We start from the raw sequence: 24,006 nt of genomic DNA on the forward strand, positions 1-24,006 counted from the left end.
GGCGCCGCCGGAGCTTGAAAATTGCAACCGATACGATTGCCAATGCTCCTATCCCTGAGGATTGTTGTCAGGATCACATCGACCGGCGGGGATGTAAACCCCTTAGGCCCAAAAATCTGCTGCACTGCACACTTGCCGGTCATTCCAATCCCCTGTAGAGCCGAGGGAAATGACGGAACGCAGGCAAAATCGCGCATGATCACGGGCAGAAACGGGCCTCGGCGCCTCTCCATCTTCGGTTCGACCGGCTCGATCGGGCAGAACACGCTCGATGTGGTGAAGCATCTGGGTGGTCTCGAAAACTTCGAAATCTCCGTGCTGACGGGCAACGAGAACGTCGATCTTTTGGCGCAGCAGGCGCGCGCGGCCGGTGCCAAACTCGCGGTGACGGCGAGTGACAGCCATTACGAGGCGCTGAAGAGCGCGCTGTCGGGAAGCGGGATCGCGGTTGCCGCCGGTCAATCAGGCCTGATGGAAGCCGCCGACCTTGAGGCCGAGTGGGTGATGGCGGCGATCGTCGGGACGGCGGGTCTTGCGCCGACGCTGGCCGCGGCCCGCAAGGGCGCCGATATCGCACTCGCCAACAAGGAATGCCTGGTGTCCGCCGGTGATCTCTTCGTACAATCCGTACGGCGTGGCGGCGGCAAGCTCCTGCCTGTCGACAGCGAGCACAATGCGATCTTCCAGGTGCTGGAGGAAAACCAGCGCCATGCCGTGGAGCGCATCATCCTGACGGCGTCGGGCGGACCGTTCCGCAACGCCTCGCTGGAGGAGATGGCCGGTGTGACCGTGGAGACGGCGCGTGCGCATCCGAACTGGTCGATGGGTCTGAAGATCTCGATCGACAGCGCCTCGATGTTCAACAAGGCGCTCGAGATGATCGAGGCCAAGCACCTGTTCGGGCTGACGCCTGAGCAGATCGAGGTCATCGTGCATCCGCAATCGGTGATCCATTCGATGGTGGGCTATACCGATGGTTCGGTGCTGGCGCAGCTCGGCGCGCCGGACATGCGCACCGCGATCGGCTACGCGCTGGCGCATCCGCGCCGGCCGAACCTGCCGATCGAGCGGCTCGATTTCGCCAAGCTGGCGCGGCTGGATTTCGAGGCACCCGACGAGACGCGCTTTCCGGCGCTGCGGCTCGCCCGCCTTGCGATGACGCGCGGTGGCGTGCAGGGCGCTGTTTTGAACGCGGCAAAGGAAGTGGCGCTGGAAGCCTTCATCGCCGGTCGCCTGTCTTTCCTCGCCATGGCCGATGTGACCGAGACGGTGATGGACCAGCTGGCGCATCTGCCCGAGGCCGCGACGATGGACGATGTGTTCGCCGTCGACAAAGAAGCCCGGCAGCGGGCTGCGGTGTTGGTGGTGGCACGGGAGAAGGCTGCCTGAGGGGGCTGGACGGTCGTCTCCAAGTCCGCGAGTGTGCGGCATTGTTCTCGTCGAATAGGTTACGGCGTTCCCAAACCCGCCGCCGTCATGCTCGGTCTTGTGCCGAGCATCTGCTGAGCGACCAAATCGCTCGACGTGAGTGGACACTTGGCGAGGCGGGAGACGCGAGTTGGCGGCGGAATGAAGAGCTTGCTTCGCCCTTCTATGCACCCAGCACCGTTGCATTCTCGGCGACGTGCTTAGATCCTCGGCTCGTTGGCCGAGGATGACGCCGAGAGTGGGGCGCCGTTTTCGTTCAACAGGTTATGCCCACTCTATCCGCAGCCGTTCCCAAACCCACCGCCGTCATGCTCGGTCTTGTGCCGAGCATCTGCTGAGCGACCAACGTCGCTCGGCGTGGATGGACACTTGGCGGGACAGAAGACGCGGGTTGGCGTTAGAGCGAAGAGCTTGCTTCGCTCTTCCATGCACCCAGCGCCGTTGCATTCCGGGCAACGTGCTTAGATCCTCGGGACGAGCCCGAGGATGACGCGGCGAGTGGGGTTTCCGCGTTCTTTCAATAGCTTATGACTCTCGCTGCCTACCGTCGTCTCCAAGCCGAGAGTGCGGCGCCGTCGAGCGTACCTTTACGCGACGTGCCGGGCCAGTGCGCAGCGCGACCACAGCGAATGCAGCGCTTCCACCAGATGCTCGATGTCGGCATCGGTGTGCAGCGGCGTGGGCGTGATGCGCAGGCGTTCGGTCTTGACCGGAACCGTCGGGTAATTGATCGGCTGGACGTAGACGTTGCAGTTGTCGAGCAGCAGGTCCGAGATCCACTTGCACTTGGCGGCGTCGCCGACCATGACCGGCACGATGTGGCTCGGGTTCGGCATATGCGGGATGCCGGCCTTGTCGAGCTGGGCGCGGAGCAGGCGAACGCGGTCCTGATGACGGGCGCGCTCGAAGGGGCTGACCTTCAGGTGCTGGATCGAGGCGACCGCGCCGGCGGCGAGCGCTGGCGGCAGTGCCGTGGTGAAGATGAAGCCGGATGCGAAGGAGCGGATGAAATCGCAGAGCGCAGTCGATGCCGCGATATAGCCGCCCATGACGCCGAAGGCCTTGCCGAGCGTGCCTTCGATCACCGTCAGGCGGTCCATCAGGCCTTCGCGCTCAGCGATGCCGCCGCCGCGCGGGCCGTACATGCCGACAGCGTGGACTTCGTCGAGATAGGTCATGGCGCCGTACTTGTCGGCGAGGTCGCAGATTTCCTTGATCGGCGCGATATCGCCATCCATCGAGTAGACGCTCTCGAAGGCGATCATCTTCGGCGCCTTCGGATCGGCGGCAGCGAGCTTGGCTTCCAGATCCTGCAGGTCGTTGTGCTTCCAGATGACGCGATCGCACTTGGCGTAGCGAATGCCCTCGATCATCGATGCGTGGTTCAGCGCATCCGAGAAGATGATCATGCCGGGGATCTTGGCGCCGAGCGTGCCGAGGGCCGCCCAGTTGGAGACGTAACCCGAGGTGAAGACCAGGGCCGATTCCTTGCCGTGCAGATCTGCGAGCTCGCGCTCGAGCAGAACGTGGTAGTGCGTGGTGCCAGAAATATTCCGGGTGCCTCCCGCACCCGCGCCACAGTGATCAATGGCGTTCTTCATCGCCTCGATCACCTTGGGGTTCTGGCCCATGCCGAGATAGTCGTTGGAACACCAGACGGTCACATCCTTCGGCCCCTCGGGGGTGTGGCGCGTGGCACGCGGGAAATTGCCGCGGTGACGCTCAAGATCGGCGAACACGCGGTAACGACCTTCGTTGTGAAGGCCTTCCAGCTCGTTCTTGAAGAATGCTTCGAAATCCATCTCATGCTCCAGTATCGTGCAGGCGTTCTCCGCCCAATGACGACTGCACGTCAACCCTTTGGGTCCGATTTAGCACGATGTGCGTCAAATCGTCCCTAGTTTCGAATTACTTTAATTTGAAATTGGCGTGCTTGACCAGATCAATCGCGCATTGCAGCTCTGTGCGCGGTGCTTCGCATGGTTCTTGGTGACCGATTTGCCAGTCGATTTTCGCGGCCGCTCACCAATTGAAATCGATTGCGGAGCTTGCTTGCCCCTTTTTGCGCCATAGTTTGCGGTCTAGGTTACAAAAAAGACAGGAATCAGGGACGGCCACCGCCCGCTTGGGCGACCAATCAGGAGTTATTGATGAAAAAGATTATTGCGCTGGCCTTTATCGGCCTATCGATTGCAAGCTGCACGCCGACACAACAGGGTGCCGGTATAGGTGCGGCATCCGGCGCCATCATCGGCGGCGCGGTTACGGGCAATGTTCGTGGTGCGGCTGTGGGTGCTGCCGTCGGCGGCGTGTCCGGCGCGCTGATCGGCCGCGTGTCCGAACAGCCCGGCCAGTGCTACTACCGCGACGAATATGGTCGCCGCTATATCGACGATTGCCGCGGCTGATCCTTCGCCAAAACCTTTCAAATCCCGGGTCTTTGGCCCGGGATTTTTGTTTTTTTCCGCTAAATCAGCAATCATGCGGTTTAAAACGGTACAACAAAATGAATTTTGCCGCTAAGGTCGCATCAGGCCGGGGGGCGCAGAGCTTAAATCCAGTGTAACCAAAAAGCGGCGGATGCAGATTAGACGGAAGGCACCGAAACCGGGTATTGCGTATCGGCGAGCAGGCATCGTGACAATGGTCGCGGTGGCGACTGCGTTGTCACCGGCACTCGTGTCGAATGCTTACGCCTTCAAGCTTTTCGGGATCAACTTCTTCGGCAAGGACGATACGGACGCCAACCAGGTGCCCGACCCCGTTCGCTATGAGGTGACGCTGACGTCGGACGCAAATGATCCCGACCTCAAGGAGGCGCTCGAGAACAGCTCGCGCCTGGTTGGAGACAAGGAGCAGCCGGTTTCGGGCGATCTCGGCGTCGTCGTCAAGGCGCGCGACGATCGCGAACGGCTGATCGCGGCTCTCTATGAAAAGGCGCGCTATGGCGGTGTCGTGACCATCACCGTGGATGGCCGCAATATCGACGACCTGCCGCCGAACCCCACTTTCAATCGCTCGCGCCCGGTTCCCGTCAATGTCAGCGTTGCGGCGGGGCCGGTGTTTCATGTGCGCGAAGTGCAATTCGGCGGCGATGCGGCCAACCGCAATCCCGCCGATTACGATCTCGGGTCTGGTGCTTCGGCCGGGTCGCTGACGATCATCAAGGCCGGCGACAAGATCGTCGAGCAGTTGAAGGCCGAGGGGCGGCCGCTGGCGAAGCTGACGACGCGCAAGGTGGTGGCCGACCACAAGACCGATACAGTTGACGTCGTGCTTGCCGCCGAGGGCGGTCCGGTCGCGCCGATCGGAACGGTTGGGGTCACTGGTGCCAAGGCTGTGCGGTCGGATTTCATCGAGCGCTATTCGCGCATCAACAAGGGTGATCGCTACTCGCCTGAGGCGCTGAGAAAGGCCGGCGAGCGGCTGCGCGCGCTTGGCGTGTTTTCCAGCGTCACCATTCATGAGGGCGACCAGCTGGCCGGCGACGGCAGTCTGCCTATGATCATCGAAGTGTCGGAGGGCAAGCAGCGCTATTTCGGCGTCGGCGCGCAGTATTCGACGATCGACGGTTTCGGCGTCAATGGCTACTGGGGCCATCGCAATCTGTTCGGTGGCGCGGAAGGGCTGCGCGTCGAGGGCGCGGTCGGCCGCCTCGGGGATGCGACGGCGCTGGGCGATCTCGATTTTTCGGCGGGTATCACCTTCACCAAGCCCGGCGCCTTCGTGCCATCAGGGACGCTGATCGCCAGCATTCTCGCCAAGACCGAAAATCCCGATGCCTATAGCGCCAAGCTGGTGACGGCATCGCTCGGCTATTCCTACGAACTCAACGATACCGACACGTTTACCGGTGCGGGCGAAGTCAGCTGGGAAAAGGATGACGACGCGTTCGGGAACAATACCTACCTGACCTTCGCGGCCCCCCTCCAGTTCGACCGCGACGCGCGCGACAACAAGCTCGACCCGACATCGGGCTACCGGCTGATGGGTAAGGTGACGCCGAGCTACGAAGCCTATAACGGCACGTTCTTCTCCGCCTTCGAGGGCTCGGTTTCCGGTTATTACGGCCTTGGCGCCGAAGACCGGATCGTGCTTGCCGGCAAGCTTTCGGCCGGGTTCCTGCTTGGCGCCGACGATCTTGAGAACATTCCCGCCACCCGCCGCTTCTTTGCCGGCGGCGGCGGTTCGGTGCGCGGTTACGGTTATCAGGAGATTTCTCCCTATAACGCAGCCAACGAAGCGACCGGTGGTGCTTCCTTCATGACGGCGTCGTTCGAGACGCGCGTGAAGATCACCGATACGATCGGCATCGTGCCGTTTATCGATGTCGGGGTGGTCTCCGCCGATGTTGCGCCCGATTTTTCGGATATCAGGGCCGGTGCCGGTATCGGCCTGCGCTACGCCACCCCATTCGGGCCGATCCGGCTTGATTTCGCCGTTCCCCTCAACAAGTTCGAGGGTGGGACGGATTACGGCATTTACGCTGGCATCGGCCAGTCGTTCTAACGAGGTTCAGGCTCGCAGCGAGATTGCGATAGCCGCGCAGAAAACGGGATAGCTCCGGGTCCATGCTTACGCTGACGAACATCTTCAAGTGGATTGCACGACTGCTCGGTTACGGAGCCGGCGTTCTCGTCATCCTGCTTGCCGTGGCCATCGGCATCTTCGGCTTCACCGGCTTCGGCGCCCGCATTCTCGTAGACAAGGTGACGTCGACGATCTCCAACCGCGACATGACCATTCGCGTGATGGACCCGCAGGGGCTGCTGACCGGCGGCCTCGGCGCCACCCGCATCGTGCTGTCGGATACGCGCGGAACGTTTGCCGATGTCGACGGCCTGTCGATCAACTGGAATCCGCTGGCGTTGTTTACCGGGCGCTTCCATGCGACGCGCCTGGAGGCTGATGCTATCCGCGTTCTGCGTAAGCCCGTCCGCACATTGCCGTCGCGGCCGGCCGCCGAAGGGGAAGCCGGCGGCGGGTTCTCGCTGCCGATCAAGATCGATATCGATCAGATCTCGCTGCCGAAGATCAGCCTGTCGCAGCCCCTTATCGGGCGCGCCTTCACGCTCTCGGCCGATGGCAGCGTACGCGCCGATTCAAAGGGTGGCGATGCAAATATCACGGTTCACCGCCACGACGTGCCGGATGCCAAGCTGACGGCCGACGTCGCCTTTCTGCCTGAAAACAGCCAGCTTACGGTCAAGGCCAAGCTCAACGAGCCGAAGGGTGGGTTGCTCGCCGGCGTGCTCGCCTTGCCGAACAATCCGGCCGTCGAGATCAGCCTCAATGGCGATGGCCCGATCTCCGACTGGAAAGCCAAGTTGCAGGCCTCGCTCGATGGCCAGCAGCGCGCCGCGATCGAGGCGCATCACACGCTGACGCCGGACCAGGCTCTGCATCATGTCGAGATCAAGGGCGGCGGCGATCTGAGCTCGCTGATGCCGGCGGCATTCCGGCCGCTTTTCGCCGGACAGACGAACATCGATCTCGCGGCCAATTTCGACAATGCCGGCAAGATCGATATTCAGACCGGCAACGTTGCGACTGGCGCCGTCGTGATCGCCGCCTCCGGTACGCTGGATCCGAAGGGCAAGAACAGCCTGAACGCCAATCTGCTAGGGACATCCGGGCCGGTCGATTTCCGCTGGCCGCTGGCTGAAGGCGAAGCGCGGTTCATGATCACGGGCGTCAATCTGGCGCTGACGGGGGACGCCAAGGCGTCGCGGCTGAATGCCAGCGCCTCGCTCGACACCGCCGTGCTGCCGCAGGCAACGATCGGCAATGTGAAGCTGACCGCCAAGAGCGACAACTTCAATCTCAGCGGCCGCTCCGGCGCGGTGCAGATCCGCCTTGTCGCCGGCGACATGACCTTCGCCAATCCCGATATCAACCGGGCGGTACAGGGGCCTGTGACGATCGTTCTGCCGCTGCAGATCTCGCCGGCCGCGATCGGCTTCAATGGCGCGACGATCGAAAGCGCCTCGGCGAATGCCAGCCTCAACGGTGCGTATCAGCTCACCGACAATTCGCTGACCGGTAATGCCAAGCTGACCGTCGAGCCGCCGGCAATGCCGCCGGCCGTCGCTGCGCGGTTCAAGACGCCTGTCACGATCGAAAGCCAAGTGGCGGGCACCATTCCCGACAAGATCAATCTGTCGAACCTCAGCATCAAGTCGGACCTCACGGTCGCGACGGGCAATATCGTCCTCGACGGCACGACGCTCGATGCAACGCTTGCCGGCCGCGTGCCCGATATCAAGCCGCTGCTCGATACGGCCTCGGGCGCCGTGACCTACAGCCTGAAGGCCGGCGGCGATCTTTCCGCGCTGGCGCTTTCGGCCAATCTCAACGCTCCCGCGATCGACATGGCCGGGCGCGGGCTGAGCGATCTCGCTGTCGCGCTCAACGCGACCGCCGATCCGAAGGCGCCCAAGGCGCAGGTGAAGGCGACCGGCAAGATCGATGGCCAGGCGATCGATATCAGCACCGACGTGTTGTCCGAGGGCGGGCAGACGACGCTGCCGTCGATCAAGGCCAATGTCGGCAACAACAGCCTGACCGGTCACGTCGCTCTCTCCGAGAGCTTCGCGCCGACAGGCGCGCTGACATTCGACCTGCCCGACCTCAGCCTGATTGCGGCGCTGGCCGGCCAGAAGGCGGAGGGCGATCTCAAGGGATCGGTCGATATTACCGACGTTTCAGGCAAGATCGGGCTGAAGGTGGCGGCGACGGGCAGTGGCCTGAAGCAGGGCAACTTCGCGATCGTCAGCCCCAATGTCGATGTCACCGTCACCGATCTCTCGGCGTTTGCGGCAACGGGAGCGATCAAGGCCGACGAGGTCGCCTCCGGCACCAACAAGATCGACAGCCTGGCGGTGAACTTCACGCAGCTCGGAAACCGCACGAATTTCAGCCTCGACGGCTATTACGACAACCACCCGCTGGTGGCGGGCGGCGGTGTCGAAACCAATGCCGGCACGACGCTCGTTCAGCTCGACCGCTTCTCGGCCAAGCCGCACGATATTGCGGTGGATCTCGCCGCGCCGTCGCAGCTGTCGATCACTGATGGCACGGTGACGCTCGATGGTCTTGAGATCAAGACCGGTGACGGCGCGATCAACGTGACCGGCTCGGCCGGGCAAGCGCTCGATATCAATGCCGTGGTCAAGCAACTGCCGGCAAGCCTTGCCAACAGCTTCGTGCCCGATCTCGATGCCGCGGGCGCGATCTCGGGCAAGGTCGCGGTGTCGGGCACGCCGGCGGCACCCGTGGCCGATTTCACGCTCGATTGGAAGAACGCCGCGACCAGCCAGACAAAGGGCGCCGGGCTTTCCGCGCTTTCGATCGGCGCAGATGGCAAGTTCGCGGATAACAAGCTCGATTTCAAAACGGATCTGAGCGGCAAGGGCGGTGTTTCGCTGAAGGCCGCCGGCAATTTCGTCACCGCAGGGCCGAATGCGCAGTCGCTGCAGGTCGATGCCGATATCGTCAACATTCCGGCCGGATTGGCCAATGCCTTCGTGCCTGGGCTCAACGCCGAAGGCGCCATCACCGGCAGCGTCACCGCCTCGGGCAAGCTTCCGGCGCCGGCGCTCGATTTCAAGCTGAACTGGAAAAACGCGGCCACCAGCCAGACCAAGGTCGCCAAGCTTTCCTCGCTCGGGCTGACGGCGAGCGGCAAGCTCGAAAACAACATTCTCAATTTCAATGCGAATGCCGGCGGCAGCGGCGGGTTTGCCATCAAGGCCGATGGCAGCTTCGTCGTCACCGGCAATGAAGCGCAGACGCTGAAGGTGGACGGCACGCTTGCCAATATTCCGGCAGCGCTCGCCAACGCCTTCATGCCCGATCTGGCCGCGCAGGGCATGATATCGGGAAGCTTCGGCGCATCCGGCAAGCTGCCGATGCCGGCCGCCCAGTTCCAGCTGGATTGGAAGAACGCCTCGACCAGGCAGATCAAGGCGGCCGGCCTTTCGGGCGTCGGTGCTTCGGTGAACGGGACGTTTACGGACAACACGCTCACCTTCGACAGCAACGTCTCGGCCACCGGCGGCATGTCGGTGAAGGCGGCGGGTAATCTCAAGCTTCAAGGTTCGGCGATCGGCGATCTCAAGGTCGATGCGACGTTGAGCGGAGTTCCGGCCGGGCTCGCCAATGGCTTCGTCGATGGGCTCGGCGCCAGTGGCACGATTTCCGGCACCGCTTCGGCATCCGGCACGCTGCAGCAGCCGAAGGCCAGCTTCGATCTCGCATGGGCCGATGTCGCGACCAGCCAGACGAAGGCGGCGAAGCTGCCAGCCATGGCGCTGGCGCTGAAGGGAGCGCTTGAGGATAAGGTGCTCGACTTCACCACCAAGCTCGATGGTCAGGCCGGTGCGGCGCTGGAGGCGGCGGGCAAGATCGGGATCGAAGGGACCAAGCCGACGACGATCGAGGCCAATGCGACGCTCAACAACCTGCCGGCAGCACTTGTCAGCAGCTTCGTGCCCGATCTCGATGCCGGCGGCATGATCTCGGGGACGGCCAAGGTTTCCGGCGCGCTGCCGCTGCCATCGGTCGATTTCAAGCTCAACTGGGCGAACGCGACGACGCGGCAGACCAAGAGCGCCAACCTTTCGGCGCTCAGCCTCGACGCGACGGGTAAGTTCGCCGACAACAAGATCAATTTCGACGCCAATCTGGCCAGCAACAGCAAGACATTGCTTAAGGCCAAGGGGACGGCGGCGCTCGTTGGCGCCAATATTCAGGGGCTTTCCGTCTATGCCGATATCACCGACCTGCCGGCGAGCCTTGTCAATGGCTTCGTGCCGGGCCTTGGCGCCGAAGGCACGATTTCGGGTCGGGCAAAGACATCAGGGACGCCTGCCAATCCCGTCATCGACTTCAATCTCGATTGGAAGAACGCGGCGACGACGCAGACGCGAGCCGCGGGCGTCGGTTCGCTGTCCGCCAATGCCAATGGCAAGCTCGCCGACAACAAGCTCGACTTCACCGCCAATCTTACCGGCAACAACGTAGCGCTGAAGGCGGCGGGCAACTTCGTGGTCGCGGGCGCCAATGCGCAATCGCTTGCCGTGAAGGCCGATATATCGAACCTGCCGGCGGGGCTGGCCAACGCCTTCGTTCCGGGGCTTGCCGCCGAGGGCAACATCTCCGGCACGGTCGCTGCGTCAGGCAAGCTGCCAATGCCGGATGTCGACTTCAAGCTCGATTGGCGCAATGCCGCGACCAGCCAGACGCGCGGCGCCGGCGTCTCGCCGCTTGCGATCGGTGCAAACGGCAAGCTCGCTTCGGGCCGGCTTACCATCGATACGACGGTTACCGGCGATGCCGGTCTGTCGCTGCGGGGCGGCGGGAACCTCGCCATTTCAGGCAACCGGGCGCTCGACATGCGCTTTTCCGGCAACCTGCCGTTTGCCGTTCTCGGCGCGCAGCTCGCCGCGCAAGGGTTCGTCGCGGAAGGCAACGCCAATTTCAATCTGCAGGTCGGCGGCACCGCGGCGGCGCCCGTGGTCAACGGAACGGTCGCCACCAGCGGCGCCAAGGTCATCGACGTCCGGCGCAATCTTGAGATCAACAGCCTGACGGCCGATATCCGCTTCGACGGGCAGCGCGCGGTGATCTCGCGCCTGACCGGGCAGCTTGCAAGTGGCGGCAATATCGCGGTGACCGGCGATGTCGGCATTCAGCCGGCGGCGAACTTCCCTGCCAATATCGACGTCAGGCTCAACAAGGCGGTCTATGTCGACGGCACTCTTGTCGTTGCAACGGTTGACGGCACGATCGGGCTGCGCGGGCCGCTTCTTGCCAATCCGACGCTGAACGGCAAGCTTACGCTCGAGAAGGCCTCGATCACCGTTCCGGAGAAGCTTCCGACCTCGCTGCGCGAGATCGATATCCGCCACAAGAATGCGCCGAAGGCCGTTCTCGCCCAGATGCGCGACACGACGCAGGAAGGTGCCAGGGGCAAGTCGAGCACGCTCAATCTCGACATCCAGGTCGATGCACCCTCGCAGATCTTCGTGCGCGGACGCGGGATCGACGCCGAGCTCGGCGGGAGCGTGACCATTCGGGGCACGGCGTCCGTGCCTGTGGTTTCCGGCGGCTTCACCATGCGTCGCGGGCGTCTCACCATCCTCAACCGTCGTCTCGACTTCTCCGACAAGAGCCGCATCACCTTTGCCGGCGATCTGACGCCGGCGCTGCAGATGGCGGCGACCTCGACCTCGGGAACGACGACGCTGACCGTCGATGTGGCGGGGCTGGCGACCGACCCCGCTATCACCTTCTCCTCCTCGCCGGCGCTGCCGCAGGACGAAGTGCTGGCGCAGCTGATCTTCGGGCAATCGATGTCGAAGCTCTCGGCGATCCAGATCGCCCAGCTCGCCGATGCCGTCAGCCAGCTTGCGGGCGGTCGCTCGACCTCGCTGTTCCAGGGATTGCGCAACCAGCTGGGCGTCGACGATTTCGATATCAGCACCGATGCCAACGGCCAGACCAATGTCGGCGTCGGCCGCTATCTCAACGAGCGCACCTATATCGAGCTGCAGCAGAACACCAAGGACGGCGCCAAGGCGATCATCAACCTCGATGTCGGGCGCGGCGTGAAGCTGCGCGGGGCGGCCGGCGCCAATGGTGCCGGGGAGGCGGGCGTTGTGTACGAGAAGGAATATTGAGGGTGGGGGCCTAGGCCCTCTCCCAGTCTATCGAGCGATGCAAACGGGATATTAACCGCGCTCACCAAAAAGCGCTTTGCGATAACGCAACCGAAACTGGCGGAAGCTACCTGTGTCTACAAAAGACCAGGATGCCAAAGTGACGACACGCTTCACCCATCTCAAGCTGGTAGGACCGGCTCTCATTCTCACGGCGATCGTCATAGCGGGGTTGGCGGCAATCCCGTCGTTCGGCGTTGCCCGGCTGGATGCCGAGAGCCGCCAGCGCCAGGAGACCTTGGTCAAACGCAACATCGCGGTCTGGACATCCGACCTCGAGTTCGCGCTGACAGCCTGGACGATCTGGGATGAATCAATCGCCAAACTCGACAACACATTCGATTTCGAATGGGCCGACCGGAACATCGGGCAGTCGTTGATCGGAACATCAAGGACGCGTTTTGCCGCGATCCTCAACCACGACGACACTCTCATCTATTCAAGAACCGCCGACGAGATCAAGGATCGAGCATTCTTCGTGCGCGGGCCTGAGGTCATCGTCGGCGATGCTCGCACCCTTGTCGAACGCGTCAGGTCCGAGGAGGCAAAGCCGCGGCCCGAGGGAATTCCCAACCCCATCGCCTTCAGCAGGGTCGAGGTCGTCAACAATGATGCGGTTCTGCTCACCGCAAGCCTCTTTCAATCGGACTTCAAGACATCCGTACCGCGCGGGAGCCGGGCGCCGATCCTCGTATCAGCCGTGCCGATCGCCGGCAGCCTGCCCGAATTCCTGGGCAATCGTTTCGTTCTCGACGATGCGACCGTTGGTCCGCTCAATACGGTTGGCGCCGACCGGGCGCGCGTGGAAATAGCGACGCGACCTGATGGTGAGACCGAGGTGCTCTCATGGAGATCGCCCACGCCGGCCAAGGACCTGCTTCGGCAATCGCTGCCGCTGGCCGTCGTGGTGACCGTGGTTCTCATTTTCGGCGGTCTGTTTTCGCTGCGGCTTTCGAGGAAGGCGATTTCTTCGATCCTGGAATCCGAGAAGCAGATGCGCCATGCCGCGACGCATGATTTCCTCACCGGCCTGGCGAACAGGTCGTTGCTTGCGCCGGAATTCGCGAGACTAGGCGCGGCTCGCCCGCTAACGGTGGTCTGCATCGATCTCGACGGCTTCAAATCCGTGAACGACAGACACGGGCATGCGGCAGGCGACGAGTTGCTCCAGCAGGTTGGTGCCCGTCTTCAGGGCGGATGCAAGGAGGACGACGTCGTATTCCGATTGGGCGGAGACGAATTTGCCGTCCTCATGCCGCATATCTCGCTCGCCGACGCCGAATGGCACTGCCGCCGCCTGTCCTCGATCCTTTCGCAGCCGTATCTTCTTTCGGCCGGCAAAGTGGTGATCGGTGCATCCTTTGGAATAGCGGAAGTCACGAACGGGAGCGGCGAGAGCTGCGAAGAGTCTCTGCGACGCGCGGACCATGCGCTCTATCAGGCAAAGGGAACTGGCCGAGGGAACGTGGTTTCGGCGACCGCGAACGATCTGGCGCGCGCGGTGGCTAGGGCGTAGCCGGCGGGCGCTTACCGTCCGCCGCCCTTGCTACTTGTTCTTCTCTTGATCGCGGTGCCACTTGATGGCGAAGAACATGCCCGTGCCGAGCACGATGATCTTGAGCGGAAAGAAGATGATCGGGAACCAATCCCACATTTCGAATAATCCAGGCTGTTGCGTGGCGCTTTCTAGCGTGAAGGAGTGATACTGCAAAACAGCTGTGTGCGACATCAGCCATGTTGACGCATATGAGACAAGCTATTCGTGCCTAGCCGTCGCCCCCGTTGACGGCTGCTTTCGGCCCTAAGCGGAAGTGATTTTCAGATTTTCCAATTTCAGCGGAACACTTAAAGCTATTCTCAGTGGAAGCGTGCCATTGTTACATCCGAAAAGGAGAAAGCGAAGACGATGGTTGTTGTCATTTTCTTGCTCGGAGCGCTCGCGATGTTTTTGGGCATTCATGTTCGCGACGCCATAGAGCATCAAACGCTGAAGACATGGCTCCTCGAAAAATCGCTATGGGCAACCATTTTGTTCGGATTTTGTTTTGCCGTTATGATGTTCGTTAAGCCCGAAGGCTTGAATTTCCTTTCAGGCTCGCTTCACGCGCTAATCTTTTACCTGAGCATTGTCGGCGTTTTTGTACTCCCGACATCCGTCTGGATCATCTCAGTTTACGCTTTTGGCGACATCTACTGGTTCATCGGCGGAAAAAGAAGGCTGTCCGTTGGGCCGCTGGACGAACCTAAATATGGACCAACCAAATCAGAGGCCAATCGCCCTGAGCGCAACCAATTTGGAAAGCGCAGCGACGATGCCGACTAGACGATTAGAAACTAATTCCGTCAAACGTCCGCTCATGGCGCTTTGCGGACGAAGCGCTCTTGTTGGCTCGGCCCCTTTGCAGACACATGAATCGGCCTGTAGAGTCACCCGGTGGATATCGACGTAGCGGAGACTTGCATGAGCGAAATTGCCCTGAGGTCCATCGTCCCGATCCTCTTTGTGCGTGATGTGCCGGCGAGCGCCCAGTTCTTCAACGAGAAACTCGGATTCGACGTCGATTTCCTCCACGGTACGCCGCCGTTTTACGGCGCTGTGTCGCGCGGCGCGGCATGCCTGCATCTTCGGTGTGTCAGCAAACCGAATTTTGCCGATCTGGCAGCACGCGAGGTCTCGCTTATTCTCGCGGCAATTGAGGTTTCGGACGTGCACGGGTTGTTTGAGGAGCTGCGGGAGCGCGGCGCGGAGTTTGCGCAGGAGCCAACCAGCCAGCCCTGGGGTGGAACGGACTTCCATGTCCGTGACCCGGATGGGAACGTGATCTCTTTCGTCGCCTACGCGTGATGGAGCCATAGCGGCAGCAGTCGTGAACTGATCGCTTCCGGCGCAAGCCGCCGCCTCGGCCGCCTCTCCGCGCTTTCGCCCTAAAAGCTGGCCTTCCTCGTCTTCAGCAATATGTTTGTCTCAGTCGTGTTGATGCCGTCGATCAGTCTTATGCGGCGCAGGGTTTCGTCGAAGGAGACGAGGTCGCGGTCTTCGAGTTCGGCGATGAAGTCCCATTTGCCGTTGGTGCTGTGGAGCGCGCGCACCTGCGGCAGGCCGCGCAGCTGATCGGCGACCTTGTCGGCGAGCTTGCCGAGCACCTCGATCATGACGATGGCGCGCACGCCGGCGGCGCGGGTTTCGTGGCCGGTGCGGATGGTGAAGGCGGCGATGGTGCCGTTGGCGACCAGCCTGTCGATGCGCGCGGCGACGGTGGCGCGTGAGGCGCCGGTCATGGCGGCAAGCGAGGAGACGGGCGCGCGGGCATTGTGGCGCAGGGCGCTCAGAAGTTCCTGATCGAGGTCGTCCATGGTCTTACTTTGCAGGAGCGGGGTTTCACTTTGTATGGTTGGACTTGGCAAACTGTCAAATCATGCTGTGAAACTGGCACTTTTTCATCTTTTTGTCGCCGTGGCGATGTCAGATATTCAACCGAAGCAGTGAGCAGGAGAACAAGATGCAGGCACAGTCGCGATCGGTCACCCTTATCGGTGCGCCTTTGGAAGAGGGCTCCGGCCGCAGGGGGGCCGCGATGGGGCCGACGGCGCTCCGTATCGCCGGCGTCGACCGCGCACTCGTCGATCTCGGCCACGATGTCGCTGACGCCGGAGACGTGCAGATCGTGCCTGCCCGCGACCTGCCGAACAATCCGAAGGCGCACAACTTGCGCACCGTCGGCGCCTTCACGCGGGCGCTCGAAGCCGGCGTTTTTGAGATCGCCGATGCCGGCCGCTTCCCGATCATTCTCGGCGGCGACCACAGCCTGTCGATGGGCACGGTATCGGGCATGGCGCGCTATGCCGCCAAGCAGAAGCGGCCGCTTTTTGTGCTCTGGCTCGATGCGCATTCGGATTTCAACACGCCGGAGACATCGCCGTCGGGTAATATCCACGGCATGCCCGTCGCCTATTATTGCGGCCAGGCCGATCTCTCCGATATCCTGCCGCGCGACCGGCCGCTGGTCGATCCGAAGAATGTCTTCCAGGTGGGCATCCGTTCCGTCGATGCGCCAGAGCGTGAGCTGATCAAGGAGCACGGCGTCAACGTCTTCGACATGCGCTCGATCGACGAGCAGGGGGTGGCGGCGATCATGCGCGACATTCTCTCCAAGGTCGAAGCGGCGAACGCGCTGTTTCACGTCAGCCTCGATGTCGATTTCCTCGATCCCGACGTTGCGCCCGGCGTCGGCACGACGGTGCCCGGTGGGGCGACGTTCCGCGAGGCGCATCTGATCATGGAGATGCTCTGCGACAGCGGGCTCGTCTCCTCTCTCGATCTGGTCGAGCTGAACCCGTTTCTCGATGATCGCGGCAAGAGCGCCCGCGTTCTCGTCGAGCTGACGGCCAGCCTGTTCGGCCGCCGCATCTTCGACCGCCCGACGCGCGCTGCATAAGAAACCGCATAACAAAAGGGGACGACCATGAGCACTTCAGCCAGATTGATCGATACCGAGCAGCGCCTGGGCGCCCATAATTACAAGCCGCTCGACGTCGTCCTGACGCGCGGCGAGGGCGTTTATGTCTGGGATACGGATGGCAAGCGCTATCTTGATTGCCTCTCTGCCTATTCGGCCGTCAACCAGGGGCATTGCCACCCGAAGATCCTCGCCGCCATGGTCGAGCAGGCGGGCAAGCTGACGCTGACCTCGCGCGCCTTCCGCAACGACCAGCTGGCGCATCTCTACGAGGAACTCGCGGCGCTGACGGGATCGCACAAGATCCTGCCGATGAACTCCGGCGCCGAGGCTGTCGAGACCGCGATCAAGGCGGTGCGCAAATGGGGATATGAGGTGAAGGGCGTGCCGGAGGGCAAGGCCGAGATCATCGTCTGCTCCGACAACTTCCACGGCCGGACGCTGAGCATCATCAGCTTCTCCACCGATCCGGATGCGCGCTCGGGCTTCGGCCCCTATACGCCGGGCTTCCGCACCGTTCCCTTCGGTGACGCGGAAGCCTTCGCCGCGGCGATCAACGAGCACACGGTGGCGGCGCTGATCGAGCCGATCCAGGGCGAGGCGGGCGTCATCATTCCGCAGCCGGGCTATTTCAGACAAGTGCGCCAGCTCTGCACCGACAACAAGGTCACGCTCATCCTCGACGAGATCCAGACCGGGCTTGGGCGTACCGGCAAGCTGCTGGCCGAGGAGCATGAGGGCATCGAGGCAGACGTTACGCTGATCGGCAAGGCGCTGTCGGGCGGCTTCTATCCTGTTTCCGCCGTGCTTTCGAACTCCGAGGTGCTGGGCGTGCTGAAGCCCGGCCAGCACGGCTCGACCTTTGGCGGCAATCCGCTCGCCTGCGCCGTTGCCCGCGCGGCGCTGAAGGTGCTGACGGAAGAGGACATGATCGGCAATGCCGAACGGATGGGCGACTACTTCCTCGAAGGCCTGCGCTCGATCCGCTCGAACATCGTGAAAGAGGTGCGTGGGCGCGGGCTGATGATGGCGATCGAGTTGGTGCCGGAAGCCGGCGGCGCGCGGCAATATTGCTACGCGCTCAAGGATCTCGGCCTACTCGCCAAGGACACCCACGAAAACACCATCCGCCTGGCGCCACCGCTTGTGATCACCAAGGACCAGGTCGATTGGGCGGTGGAGCAGATCGAAAAGACCATCGTCTGACTTAGCCGTGTTGAACGGATCAGGGATCCGTTCAACACATCCGCTCCGCTACATTCCCCCACTCACTGGGCGAAAAATCCTGCCGGCCGGTTTAGATTTGGGAAACACTCTTTCTTTACAGTCCTCAGTAACCGTAACGGTACTCTTCATATTCAGAGAACTGGCGGCTTGAAGGCAAAGTGCATCGACGCCAATGGTGGCGTGGTTGCTTCTGCCCTGGCTTTCGACAGTTGGGACATTTTTAATGACGACGATCAATTCTCCGAGCTTCAGTGGCGATACGCTTGAGATCATTGCCTTCCGCCTGCACGACCAGGAATTCTGCGTGAAGACGACGACCATCCGCGAAATCCGCGGCTGGGCGCCTTCGACGCCGATCCCGCATTCGCCGGCCGATGTCATCGGCGTCATGAACCTGCGTGGCTCGGTCATTCCGATCATCGACCTCGCCTTCAAGCTCGGCATGAAGAGCACCGTCGCCAATGAGCGCAGCGCCATCGTCGTCGCCGAAGTGCACAACATGGTCATCGGCATGCTCGTCGACCGCGTCTCCGACATCCTCACGATTTCGTCGAGCCAGGTGCAGCCGGTTCCCGAGGTTACCGCTTCCTTCGACCGCGCCTTCTGCGAAGGCATCATCGCGTCCGAAAACGGCATGATCTGCTTCCTGAACCTCGCCAAGATGTTCAAGGAAAACGAGACGGACGATCTGGTCGCCGCCTAAGCGCCATTCGATACAATCCGATCCCGCCCCGCCCGAGCAGCCCTCCGGCGGGGCGATCTCGTTTTCGGCCCCCGGTGGCCGCTCGCAGGCGTGGTTTTTTGGGCGCGCCACCTCTTTAAACTTTCGCGGCTTCCCACCATATCCTGAGCAAGTTCTTCGCCTCGGTTTCGGCCATAGGCGAAGAAACATGGCTCGCCTCTTGAGGGAGCTCAATCTCAGTCATCGGCCTGTGCCTTATGAGGGCAGGGCGATTTAAGGAGGTCTATTGATGAATATTGAAAAATACTCCGAGCGGGTGCGCGGTTTCATCCAGTCGGCGCAGACCTATGCGCTGGCCCAGGGTCACCAGCAGTTCTCGCCCGAGCATGTGCTGAAAGTGCTGCTCGACGACGACCAGGGCATGGCCGCGTCTCTCATCGAGCGCGCCGGCGGCGACGCCAAGGCCGCCCGCCTTGCAAACGATGCCGCCCTTGCCAAGCTGCCGAAGGTCTCCGGCGGCAACGGCCAGATTTATCTTGCCGCACCGCTCGCCAAGGTTCTCTCAACCGCCGAAGAGGCATCGAAGAAGGCCGGCGACAGCTTCGTTACGGTCGAGCGTCTGTTGCAGGCGCTGGCGATGGAATCGTCCACCGCGATCACGCTGAAGAATGCCGGTGTGACGGCGGTGACGCTCAACCAGGTCATCAACGAAATCCGCAAGGGCCGCACGGCCGACAGCGCCAATGCCGAACAGGGCTTTGACGCGCTGAAGAAATTCGCCCGCGACCTGACGGCGGAAGCACGTGATGGCCGGCTCGATCCCGTGATCGGACGCGACGACGAAATTCGTCGCACCATCCAGGTGCTCTCGCGCCGCACCAAGAACAACCCCGTGCTTATCGGTGAACCCGGCGTCGGCAAGACGGCGATCGCCGAAGGTCTGGCGCTGCGTATCGTCAATGGCGATGTGCCGGAATCGCTGAAAGACAAGAAGCTGATGGCGCTCGACATGGGCGCGCTGATCGCCGGCGCGAAATATCGCGGCGAGTTTGAAGAGCGCCTGAAGAGCGTGCTCAACGAGGTGCAGGCCGAAAACGGCGAGATCATCCTCTTCATCGACGAGATGCATACGCTCGTCGGTGCCGGCAAGGGTGATGGCGCGATGGATGCCTCGAACCTGTTGAAGCCGGCGCTTGCGCGCGGCGAGCTGCATTGCGTCGGCGCGACCACGCTCGACGAATACCGCAAGCATGTCGAGAAGGACCCGGCGCTCGCCCGTCGTTTCCAGCCGATCGTCGTCGAAGAGCCGACGGTCGAGGACACGATCTCGATCCTGCGCGGCCTGAAAGAGAAATACGAGCAGCACCACAAGGTCCGCATCTCGGATTCGGCCCTGGTTTCGGCCGCCACGCTGTCGAACCGCTACATCACCGACCGCTTTCTCCCCGACAAGGCGATCGACCTGATGGACGAGGCGGCGGCGCGCCTGCGCATGCAGGTCGATTCCAAGCCGGAAGAGCTCGACGAACTCGATCGCCGCATCATGCAGCTGAAGATCGAGCGCGAAGCGCTGAAGAAGGAAACGGATGTCGCCTCGGCCGACCGGCTTGTCCGTCTCGAGACCGAGCTCACCGATCTGGAAGAGAGTGCCGATGCGCTGACGGCCCGCTGGCAGGCGGAAAAGCAGAAGCTCGGACTTGCCGCGGATCTGAAGAAGGAACTCGACGATGCGCGCAACGATCTGGCGATCGCCCAGCGCAAGGGTGAGTTCCAGCGCGCCGGCGAGCTGACTTACGGTGTCATTCCGGAGCTCGAAAAGAAGCTTTCGGAAGCCGAAGCGCAGGACAATGATCGCAGCGCCATGGTGCAGGAGGTCGTGACCCCCGACAACATCGCGCATGTCGTCTCCCGCTGGACCGGTATTCCGGTCGAGAAGATGCTGGAAGGCGATCGCGAGAAGCTGCTGCGGATGGAAGACGAGCTGGCGAAGTCGGTGATCGGCCAGGGTGATGCGGTTCAGGCCGTGTCGCGAGCGGTGCGCCGTGCGCGCGCCGGCCTGCAGGATCCGAACCGGCCGCTCGGCTCGTTCATCTTCCTCGGCCCGACCGGCGTCGGCAAGACGGAGCTGACCAAGGCATTGGCCCGCTTCCTCTTCGATGACGAGACGGCGATGGTGCGCATGGATATGTCCGAGTACATGGAGAAGCACTCCGTGGCCCGGCTGATCGGCGCCCCTCCCGGCTATGTCGGCTATGAGGAAGGTGGTTCGCTGACGGAAGCGGTGCGTCGCCGGCCCTATCAGGTCGTGCTGTTCGACGAGATCGAAAAGGCGCATCCGGATGTCTTCAACGTGCTGCTGCAGGTGCTCGACGACGGCCGCCTGACCGATGGTCAGGGGCGCACCGTCGACTTCCGCAACACGATGATCATCATGACGTCGAACCTAGGTGCGGAATATCTGACGCAGCTGAAGGACGGCGACGACAGCGATCTGGTGCGCGAGCAGGTGATGGAGATGGTGCGCGGCCACTTCCGGCCGGAGTTCCTGAACCGCATCGACGAGATCATCCTCTTCCACCGCCTGAAGCGGGACGAGATGGGCGCGATCGTCGAGATCCAGCTGCAGCGTCTGGTGAAGCTGCTCGCCGAGCGCAAGATCACGATCGAACTCGACGACGAGGCCACCCATTGGCTCGCCAACAAGGGCTACGATCCTGTCTACGGCGCGCGGCCGCTGAAGCGGGTGATCCAGAAGTACGTCCAGGATCCGTTGGCCGAACAGATCCTCGGCGGACAGGTGCCGGATGGATCGACGGTGAAGATCACCGGCGGGACCGATCGGCTGCTGTTCCGCACTAGGAGTGCTGGTGTCAGCGAAGCGGCGTAAGCGGATTGGTGTGTGAGATGAGAGACGGCGGCTTCGGCCGCCGTTTTTGTGTTTGGTGGGGCGTGAAGCGCTGGCGTTAGCGTCTGAGGCACCCCCCTCTGTCCTGCCGGACATCTCCCCCACAAGGGGGGAGATCGACTCGTTGAGGGGGGGGCGCCAAACGTTGAGGTAGGAGCGAGCGGCCAAGCCGAGCCAATCTCCCCACCTGTGGGGGAGATGCCCGGCAGGGCAGAGGGGGGCGCCACACGGAAAAACGTTGCTTGCAGCGACCGGCTCACCTCACCGGACCAACCCGAAAGCCTACTTGCTCGCCACCTGCGGCGGCGGCTGGTTGCCCAGCAGCGTATCGATCCGCTTGCGCTCATCCTCGAACTTGGCAAGCGCCGGACCCGCGAGCGACTTGCCGCCAGGCAGACGCACCCGCAGCGGGTCGACCTTGGTGCCGTTGACGATCATCTCGTAATGCAGATGCGGGCCGGTCGATTCACCTGTGGTGCCGACCCAGCCGATCACCTGGCCCTGGCGCACCTTGGCGCCGGGGACGACACCCTTGGCGATCGCGCTCTGGTGATTGTAGGAGGATTCGTAGCCGTTGGCGTGGCGCACGATCGTCTGGTTGCCGTAGCCGCCGCTGTCCCAGCCGGCCTTTTCCACCGTGCCGTTGCCGACGGCGATGATCGCCGTGCCGCGCGGGGCGGCCCAATCGACGCCGGTGTGCATGCGGGCGAACCCTAAGATCGGATGGCGGCGCATGCCGAAGCCGGAGCGGAAGATGCCGTTCGGGACCGGGTTGCGCAGCAGGAACTGGCGAATGCTTTTGCCGTCCTGGTCGAAATAATCGATCGAGCCGTCTTCGGGATCCTGGAAGCGGTAGAAGCGCGTCTGGGTGTCGCCGAAGCGGGCGTTGACATAGAGCAGCTCGGACTGGTCGGTCGCCTGGCCGCTGGCATCGGCCACCGAGAAGAAGGCCTCGAGCGTATCGGTCGGGCGCAGCTCGGCCTGGAAGTCGACGCTGCTGGCCAAGAGCTTGATGATCAGCGCCGTCATGTCCTTGGTCATGCCATAGGAGAGGGCGGCGCGATAAATGCCGTCATAGACGCGCGGAAGATTCTGGTTCGATGGCGCGGTCATGGCGCTGTCGTCGAAGGCGGTGGCGATCGCATCGAGCTTCGGTGGCTCGCTGCCGGCGACATAATGGTCGGTGTCGTCGAGTGCGACCGTGACGACATGGCGGGAGCCGCGATAGACGCTGGCCCGGATGATCTTCGCCTGCTCGCCCTTCTGCAGGATACCGATGCGCAGCACGTCGCCCTTCGAGAGGTTCTCCGAGCCGAACAATGGCGACAGATAGGTGGAAAGACCCTTCGCCTGCGGCTCCGGATAGCCCTGGTCCATCATGGCCTTGACGATCGGCGTGTCCTGGCGGACCGGCACGATATCGTCGGCGAATTCCTCAGTCTGCGGGGTGATCGATTCCGGCGCCGAGACCGTCATGTTCTGCTCGAGCACGCGGGCGGTCAGACCGGACGCGAGGTCGACGTCGTTGTCGTCTGTCGAGAAGCGCTGCGGGTCGACATAATAGAGGGCGGCGACCTGCGAGGCGCCGTCTGTCAGTACCGAGCCGTTGGAGCGGACGTTTTCCTCGATCTCGTCGAGCGACATGCCGGCGGCGATCTTCAGGTTGGAACCCGATGCCGGATAGGCCTCGGTCTTCAGGCTGACTTCGGATTCGACGTCGGAGCCGTAGATCTGGCCGGTGCGCACGCCCGGCTGCGGTTCCGGCTCGTCGGCCGAGAAGATCGAGAGCGGGTTGAAGGCCGGGTAGTCCTCGGTGGCGACGTGATTGGCGGCGAGCGTCATCTTCACGCGCGCGAAAGGCTGGCGGCGCACCACTTCCTTGTCGCCTTCATGAACGACGGTCGAGACTTCCATGATCTTGCGGTCGGAAGGCTTGGCGGCAATGGCGGGCGCGATCAGGCGGCCGCCACGGGTGACGTCTGCGTCGGGATTGGCTGTGCCGGCAATGCTGGCATAGGCCTCGGCGGGGATCGCCAGCTGCTGGCGGCCATCGAGGGCGGCAAACAGCGCCACGCCCATCAATACGCTCGAGGTGATACCGGTCAGGAAGGTGCCGGATAGCCAGCGCAGCGAAACTTCGCGGCGGTCGGGCGCACGTCTGCCATCGGCGAGAAGGGCTGGCTCGTTGCCGAACGAGCGGATCATCATCTTCTCAGTCACCATGGCAAAGGCGTCCGCATCCTTTCAGCTGATCGGGTCAACCAGGCCCAGGGGGCATTTGGGTGGCCGGAAAAGTGCATAGTTTACATATGGGAGTCAAATGAGCGGACCCGAATGGACCGGCCACGACGTTCACGCTGCCCTTGAGACCACCCGATTGTGAAAATGTGAGGGCAGACGGCCTCGTCTCATGCTTTTGCAGTCCTATATAGAGGTGGATGCTTGCGGCAAGCCTGCGCCAAAGGGGTGTGTTTCCGGCACCCAAACGAGCCTTCTGGAAATTCCCCATTCAAATCAGTCAGTTGCCAGAAACTGCGATTTTTTGAAAAAGGCTTGTTGACTTGTTTGGGTATGGGGCCTTATAAG

General features: G+C 62.5%; 14 protein-coding genes. 11 read left to right on the forward strand and 3 right to left on the reverse strand.

Annotation, left to right across the window (positions count from 1 at the left end; all coding sequences use genetic code 11):
- Positions 1-195 precede the first annotated feature (195 nt).
- On the forward strand, positions 196-1,389 hold the full coding sequence (gene dxr / locus ACIQUB_RS26400; RefSeq protein ID WP_113239257.1) for a 1-deoxy-D-xylulose-5-phosphate reductoisomerase: 1,194 nt from the start codon (positions 196-198) through the stop codon (positions 1,387-1,389).
- A 626-nt stretch (positions 1,390-2,015) separates the two neighbouring features.
- On the opposite strand, the gene hemA is transcribed toward dxr, so the two are convergent.
- Positions 2,016-3,230: a 5-aminolevulinate synthase gene (gene hemA, locus ACIQUB_RS26405; RefSeq protein WP_113239256.1), complete on the reverse strand. Its 1,215-nt coding sequence runs from the start codon at positions 3,228-3,230 to the stop codon at positions 2,016-2,018.
- Between the two features lie 348 nt (positions 3,231-3,578).
- Here hemA and ACIQUB_RS26410 point away from each other — a divergent pair, with 348 nt between their 5' ends.
- The 6 genes from ACIQUB_RS26410 (at position 3,579) to ACIQUB_RS26435 (ending at position 14,994) form a co-directional block, all read left to right on the forward strand.
- On the forward strand, positions 3,579-3,836 hold the full coding sequence (locus ACIQUB_RS26410; RefSeq protein ID WP_113239255.1) for a YMGG-like glycine zipper-containing protein: 258 nt from the start codon (positions 3,579-3,581) through the stop codon (positions 3,834-3,836).
- A gap of 172 nt (positions 3,837-4,008) precedes the next feature.
- Entirely contained in the window at positions 4,009-5,937 is a 1,929-nt protein-coding gene (locus tag ACIQUB_RS26415; protein ID WP_402933683.1) for an autotransporter assembly complex family protein, read from the forward strand.
- A gap of 62 nt (positions 5,938-5,999) precedes the next feature.
- Complete coding sequence (locus ACIQUB_RS26420; protein WP_402933686.1) at positions 6,000-12,110, forward strand: translocation/assembly module TamB domain-containing protein; 6,111 nt, start codon at positions 6,000-6,002, stop codon at positions 12,108-12,110.
- Positions 12,111-12,249: 139 nt separating this feature from the next.
- Entirely contained in the window at positions 12,250-13,665 is a 1,416-nt protein-coding gene (locus ACIQUB_RS26425; protein WP_162737599.1) for a diguanylate cyclase domain-containing protein, read from the forward strand.
- A 390-nt stretch (positions 13,666-14,055) separates the two neighbouring features.
- Positions 14,056-14,472, forward strand: a complete 417-nt coding sequence (locus ACIQUB_RS26430; protein WP_402933690.1) for a hypothetical protein — start codon at positions 14,056-14,058, stop codon at positions 14,470-14,472.
- Between the two features lie 138 nt (positions 14,473-14,610).
- On the forward strand, positions 14,611-14,994 hold the full coding sequence (locus ACIQUB_RS26435; protein ID WP_113239250.1) for a glyoxalase superfamily protein: 384 nt from the start codon (positions 14,611-14,613) through the stop codon (positions 14,992-14,994).
- An 80-nt stretch (positions 14,995-15,074) separates the two neighbouring features.
- Here the strand turns inward: ACIQUB_RS26435 and ACIQUB_RS26440 are convergent, their stop codons facing one another.
- The gene (locus ACIQUB_RS26440) at positions 15,075-15,503 is read right to left on the reverse strand and encodes an Lrp/AsnC family transcriptional regulator (protein WP_113239249.1); all 429 of its coding nucleotides are present in this window, start codon (positions 15,501-15,503) and stop codon (positions 15,075-15,077) included.
- A 146-nt stretch (positions 15,504-15,649) separates the two neighbouring features.
- Between ACIQUB_RS26440 and rocF the strand changes: the two genes are divergently transcribed.
- From rocF to clpB, 4 genes are all read left to right on the forward strand, one after another.
- Complete coding sequence (gene rocF / locus ACIQUB_RS26445; protein WP_112943807.1) at positions 15,650-16,585, forward strand: arginase; 936 nt, start codon at positions 15,650-15,652, stop codon at positions 16,583-16,585.
- Positions 16,586-16,612: 27 nt separating this feature from the next.
- Positions 16,613-17,812: an ornithine--oxo-acid transaminase gene (gene rocD / locus ACIQUB_RS26450; RefSeq protein ID WP_113239248.1), complete on the forward strand. Its 1,200-nt coding sequence runs from the start codon at positions 16,613-16,615 to the stop codon at positions 17,810-17,812.
- Positions 17,813-18,056: 244 nt separating this feature from the next.
- Positions 18,057-18,536 carry a chemotaxis protein CheW gene (locus tag ACIQUB_RS26455; RefSeq protein ID WP_018901593.1) on the forward strand — a complete coding sequence of 160 codons (480 nt, stop codon included), beginning with the start codon at positions 18,057-18,059 and terminating at the stop codon, positions 18,534-18,536.
- A gap of 268 nt (positions 18,537-18,804) precedes the next feature.
- Positions 18,805-21,402, forward strand: a complete 2,598-nt coding sequence (gene clpB / locus ACIQUB_RS26460) for an ATP-dependent chaperone ClpB (RefSeq protein ID WP_113239247.1) — start codon at positions 18,805-18,807, stop codon at positions 21,400-21,402.
- 300 nt (positions 21,403-21,702) lie between these two features.
- Here the strand turns inward: clpB and ACIQUB_RS26465 are convergent, their stop codons facing one another.
- A complete protein-coding gene (locus ACIQUB_RS26465) occupies positions 21,703-23,643 on the reverse strand; it encodes a M23 family metallopeptidase (RefSeq protein ID WP_018901596.1) in 1,941 nt (646 codons plus the stop codon).
- Positions 23,644-24,006: the final 363 nt, after the last annotated feature.

This window comes from Rhizobium sp. NPDC090275 (assembly GCF_044772225.1).
GTDB lineage: Bacteria > Pseudomonadota > Alphaproteobacteria > Rhizobiales > Rhizobiaceae > Rhizobium.

What these genes read in the sequence shown, in the direction of transcription:
- rocD (WP_113239248.1), top strand. Translation starts at nt 16,613, where the DNA reads ATGAGCACTTCAGCCAGATTGATCGATACCGAGCAGCGCCTGGGCGCC.
- ACIQUB_RS26415 (WP_402933683.1), top strand. Translation starts at nt 4,009, where the DNA reads ATGCAGATTAGACGGAAGGCACCGAAACCGGGTATTGCGTATCGGCGA.
- clpB (WP_113239247.1), top strand. Translation starts at nt 18,805, where the DNA reads ATGAATATTGAAAAATACTCCGAGCGGGTGCGCGGTTTCATCCAGTCG.
- ACIQUB_RS26465 (WP_018901596.1), bottom strand. Translation starts at nt 23,643, where the DNA reads ATGGTGACTGAGAAGATGATGATCCGCTCGTTCGGCAACGAGCCAGCC.
- ACIQUB_RS26440 (WP_113239249.1), bottom strand. Translation starts at nt 15,503, where the DNA reads ATGGACGACCTCGATCAGGAACTTCTGAGCGCCCTGCGCCACAATGCC.
- ACIQUB_RS26410 (WP_113239255.1), top strand. Translation starts at nt 3,579, where the DNA reads ATGAAAAAGATTATTGCGCTGGCCTTTATCGGCCTATCGATTGCAAGC.
- rocF (WP_112943807.1), top strand. Translation starts at nt 15,650, where the DNA reads ATGCAGGCACAGTCGCGATCGGTCACCCTTATCGGTGCGCCTTTGGAA.
- ACIQUB_RS26420 (WP_402933686.1), top strand. Translation starts at nt 6,000, where the DNA reads ATGCTTACGCTGACGAACATCTTCAAGTGGATTGCACGACTGCTCGGT.
- ACIQUB_RS26455 (WP_018901593.1), top strand. Translation starts at nt 18,057, where the DNA reads ATGACGACGATCAATTCTCCGAGCTTCAGTGGCGATACGCTTGAGATC.
- hemA (WP_113239256.1), bottom strand. Translation starts at nt 3,230, where the DNA reads ATGGATTTCGAAGCATTCTTCAAGAACGAGCTGGAAGGCCTTCACAAC.
- dxr (WP_113239257.1), top strand. Translation starts at nt 196, where the DNA reads ATGATCACGGGCAGAAACGGGCCTCGGCGCCTCTCCATCTTCGGTTCG.
- ACIQUB_RS26435 (WP_113239250.1), top strand. Translation starts at nt 14,611, where the DNA reads ATGAGCGAAATTGCCCTGAGGTCCATCGTCCCGATCCTCTTTGTGCGT.
- ACIQUB_RS26430 (WP_402933690.1), top strand. Translation starts at nt 14,056, where the DNA reads ATGGTTGTTGTCATTTTCTTGCTCGGAGCGCTCGCGATGTTTTTGGGC.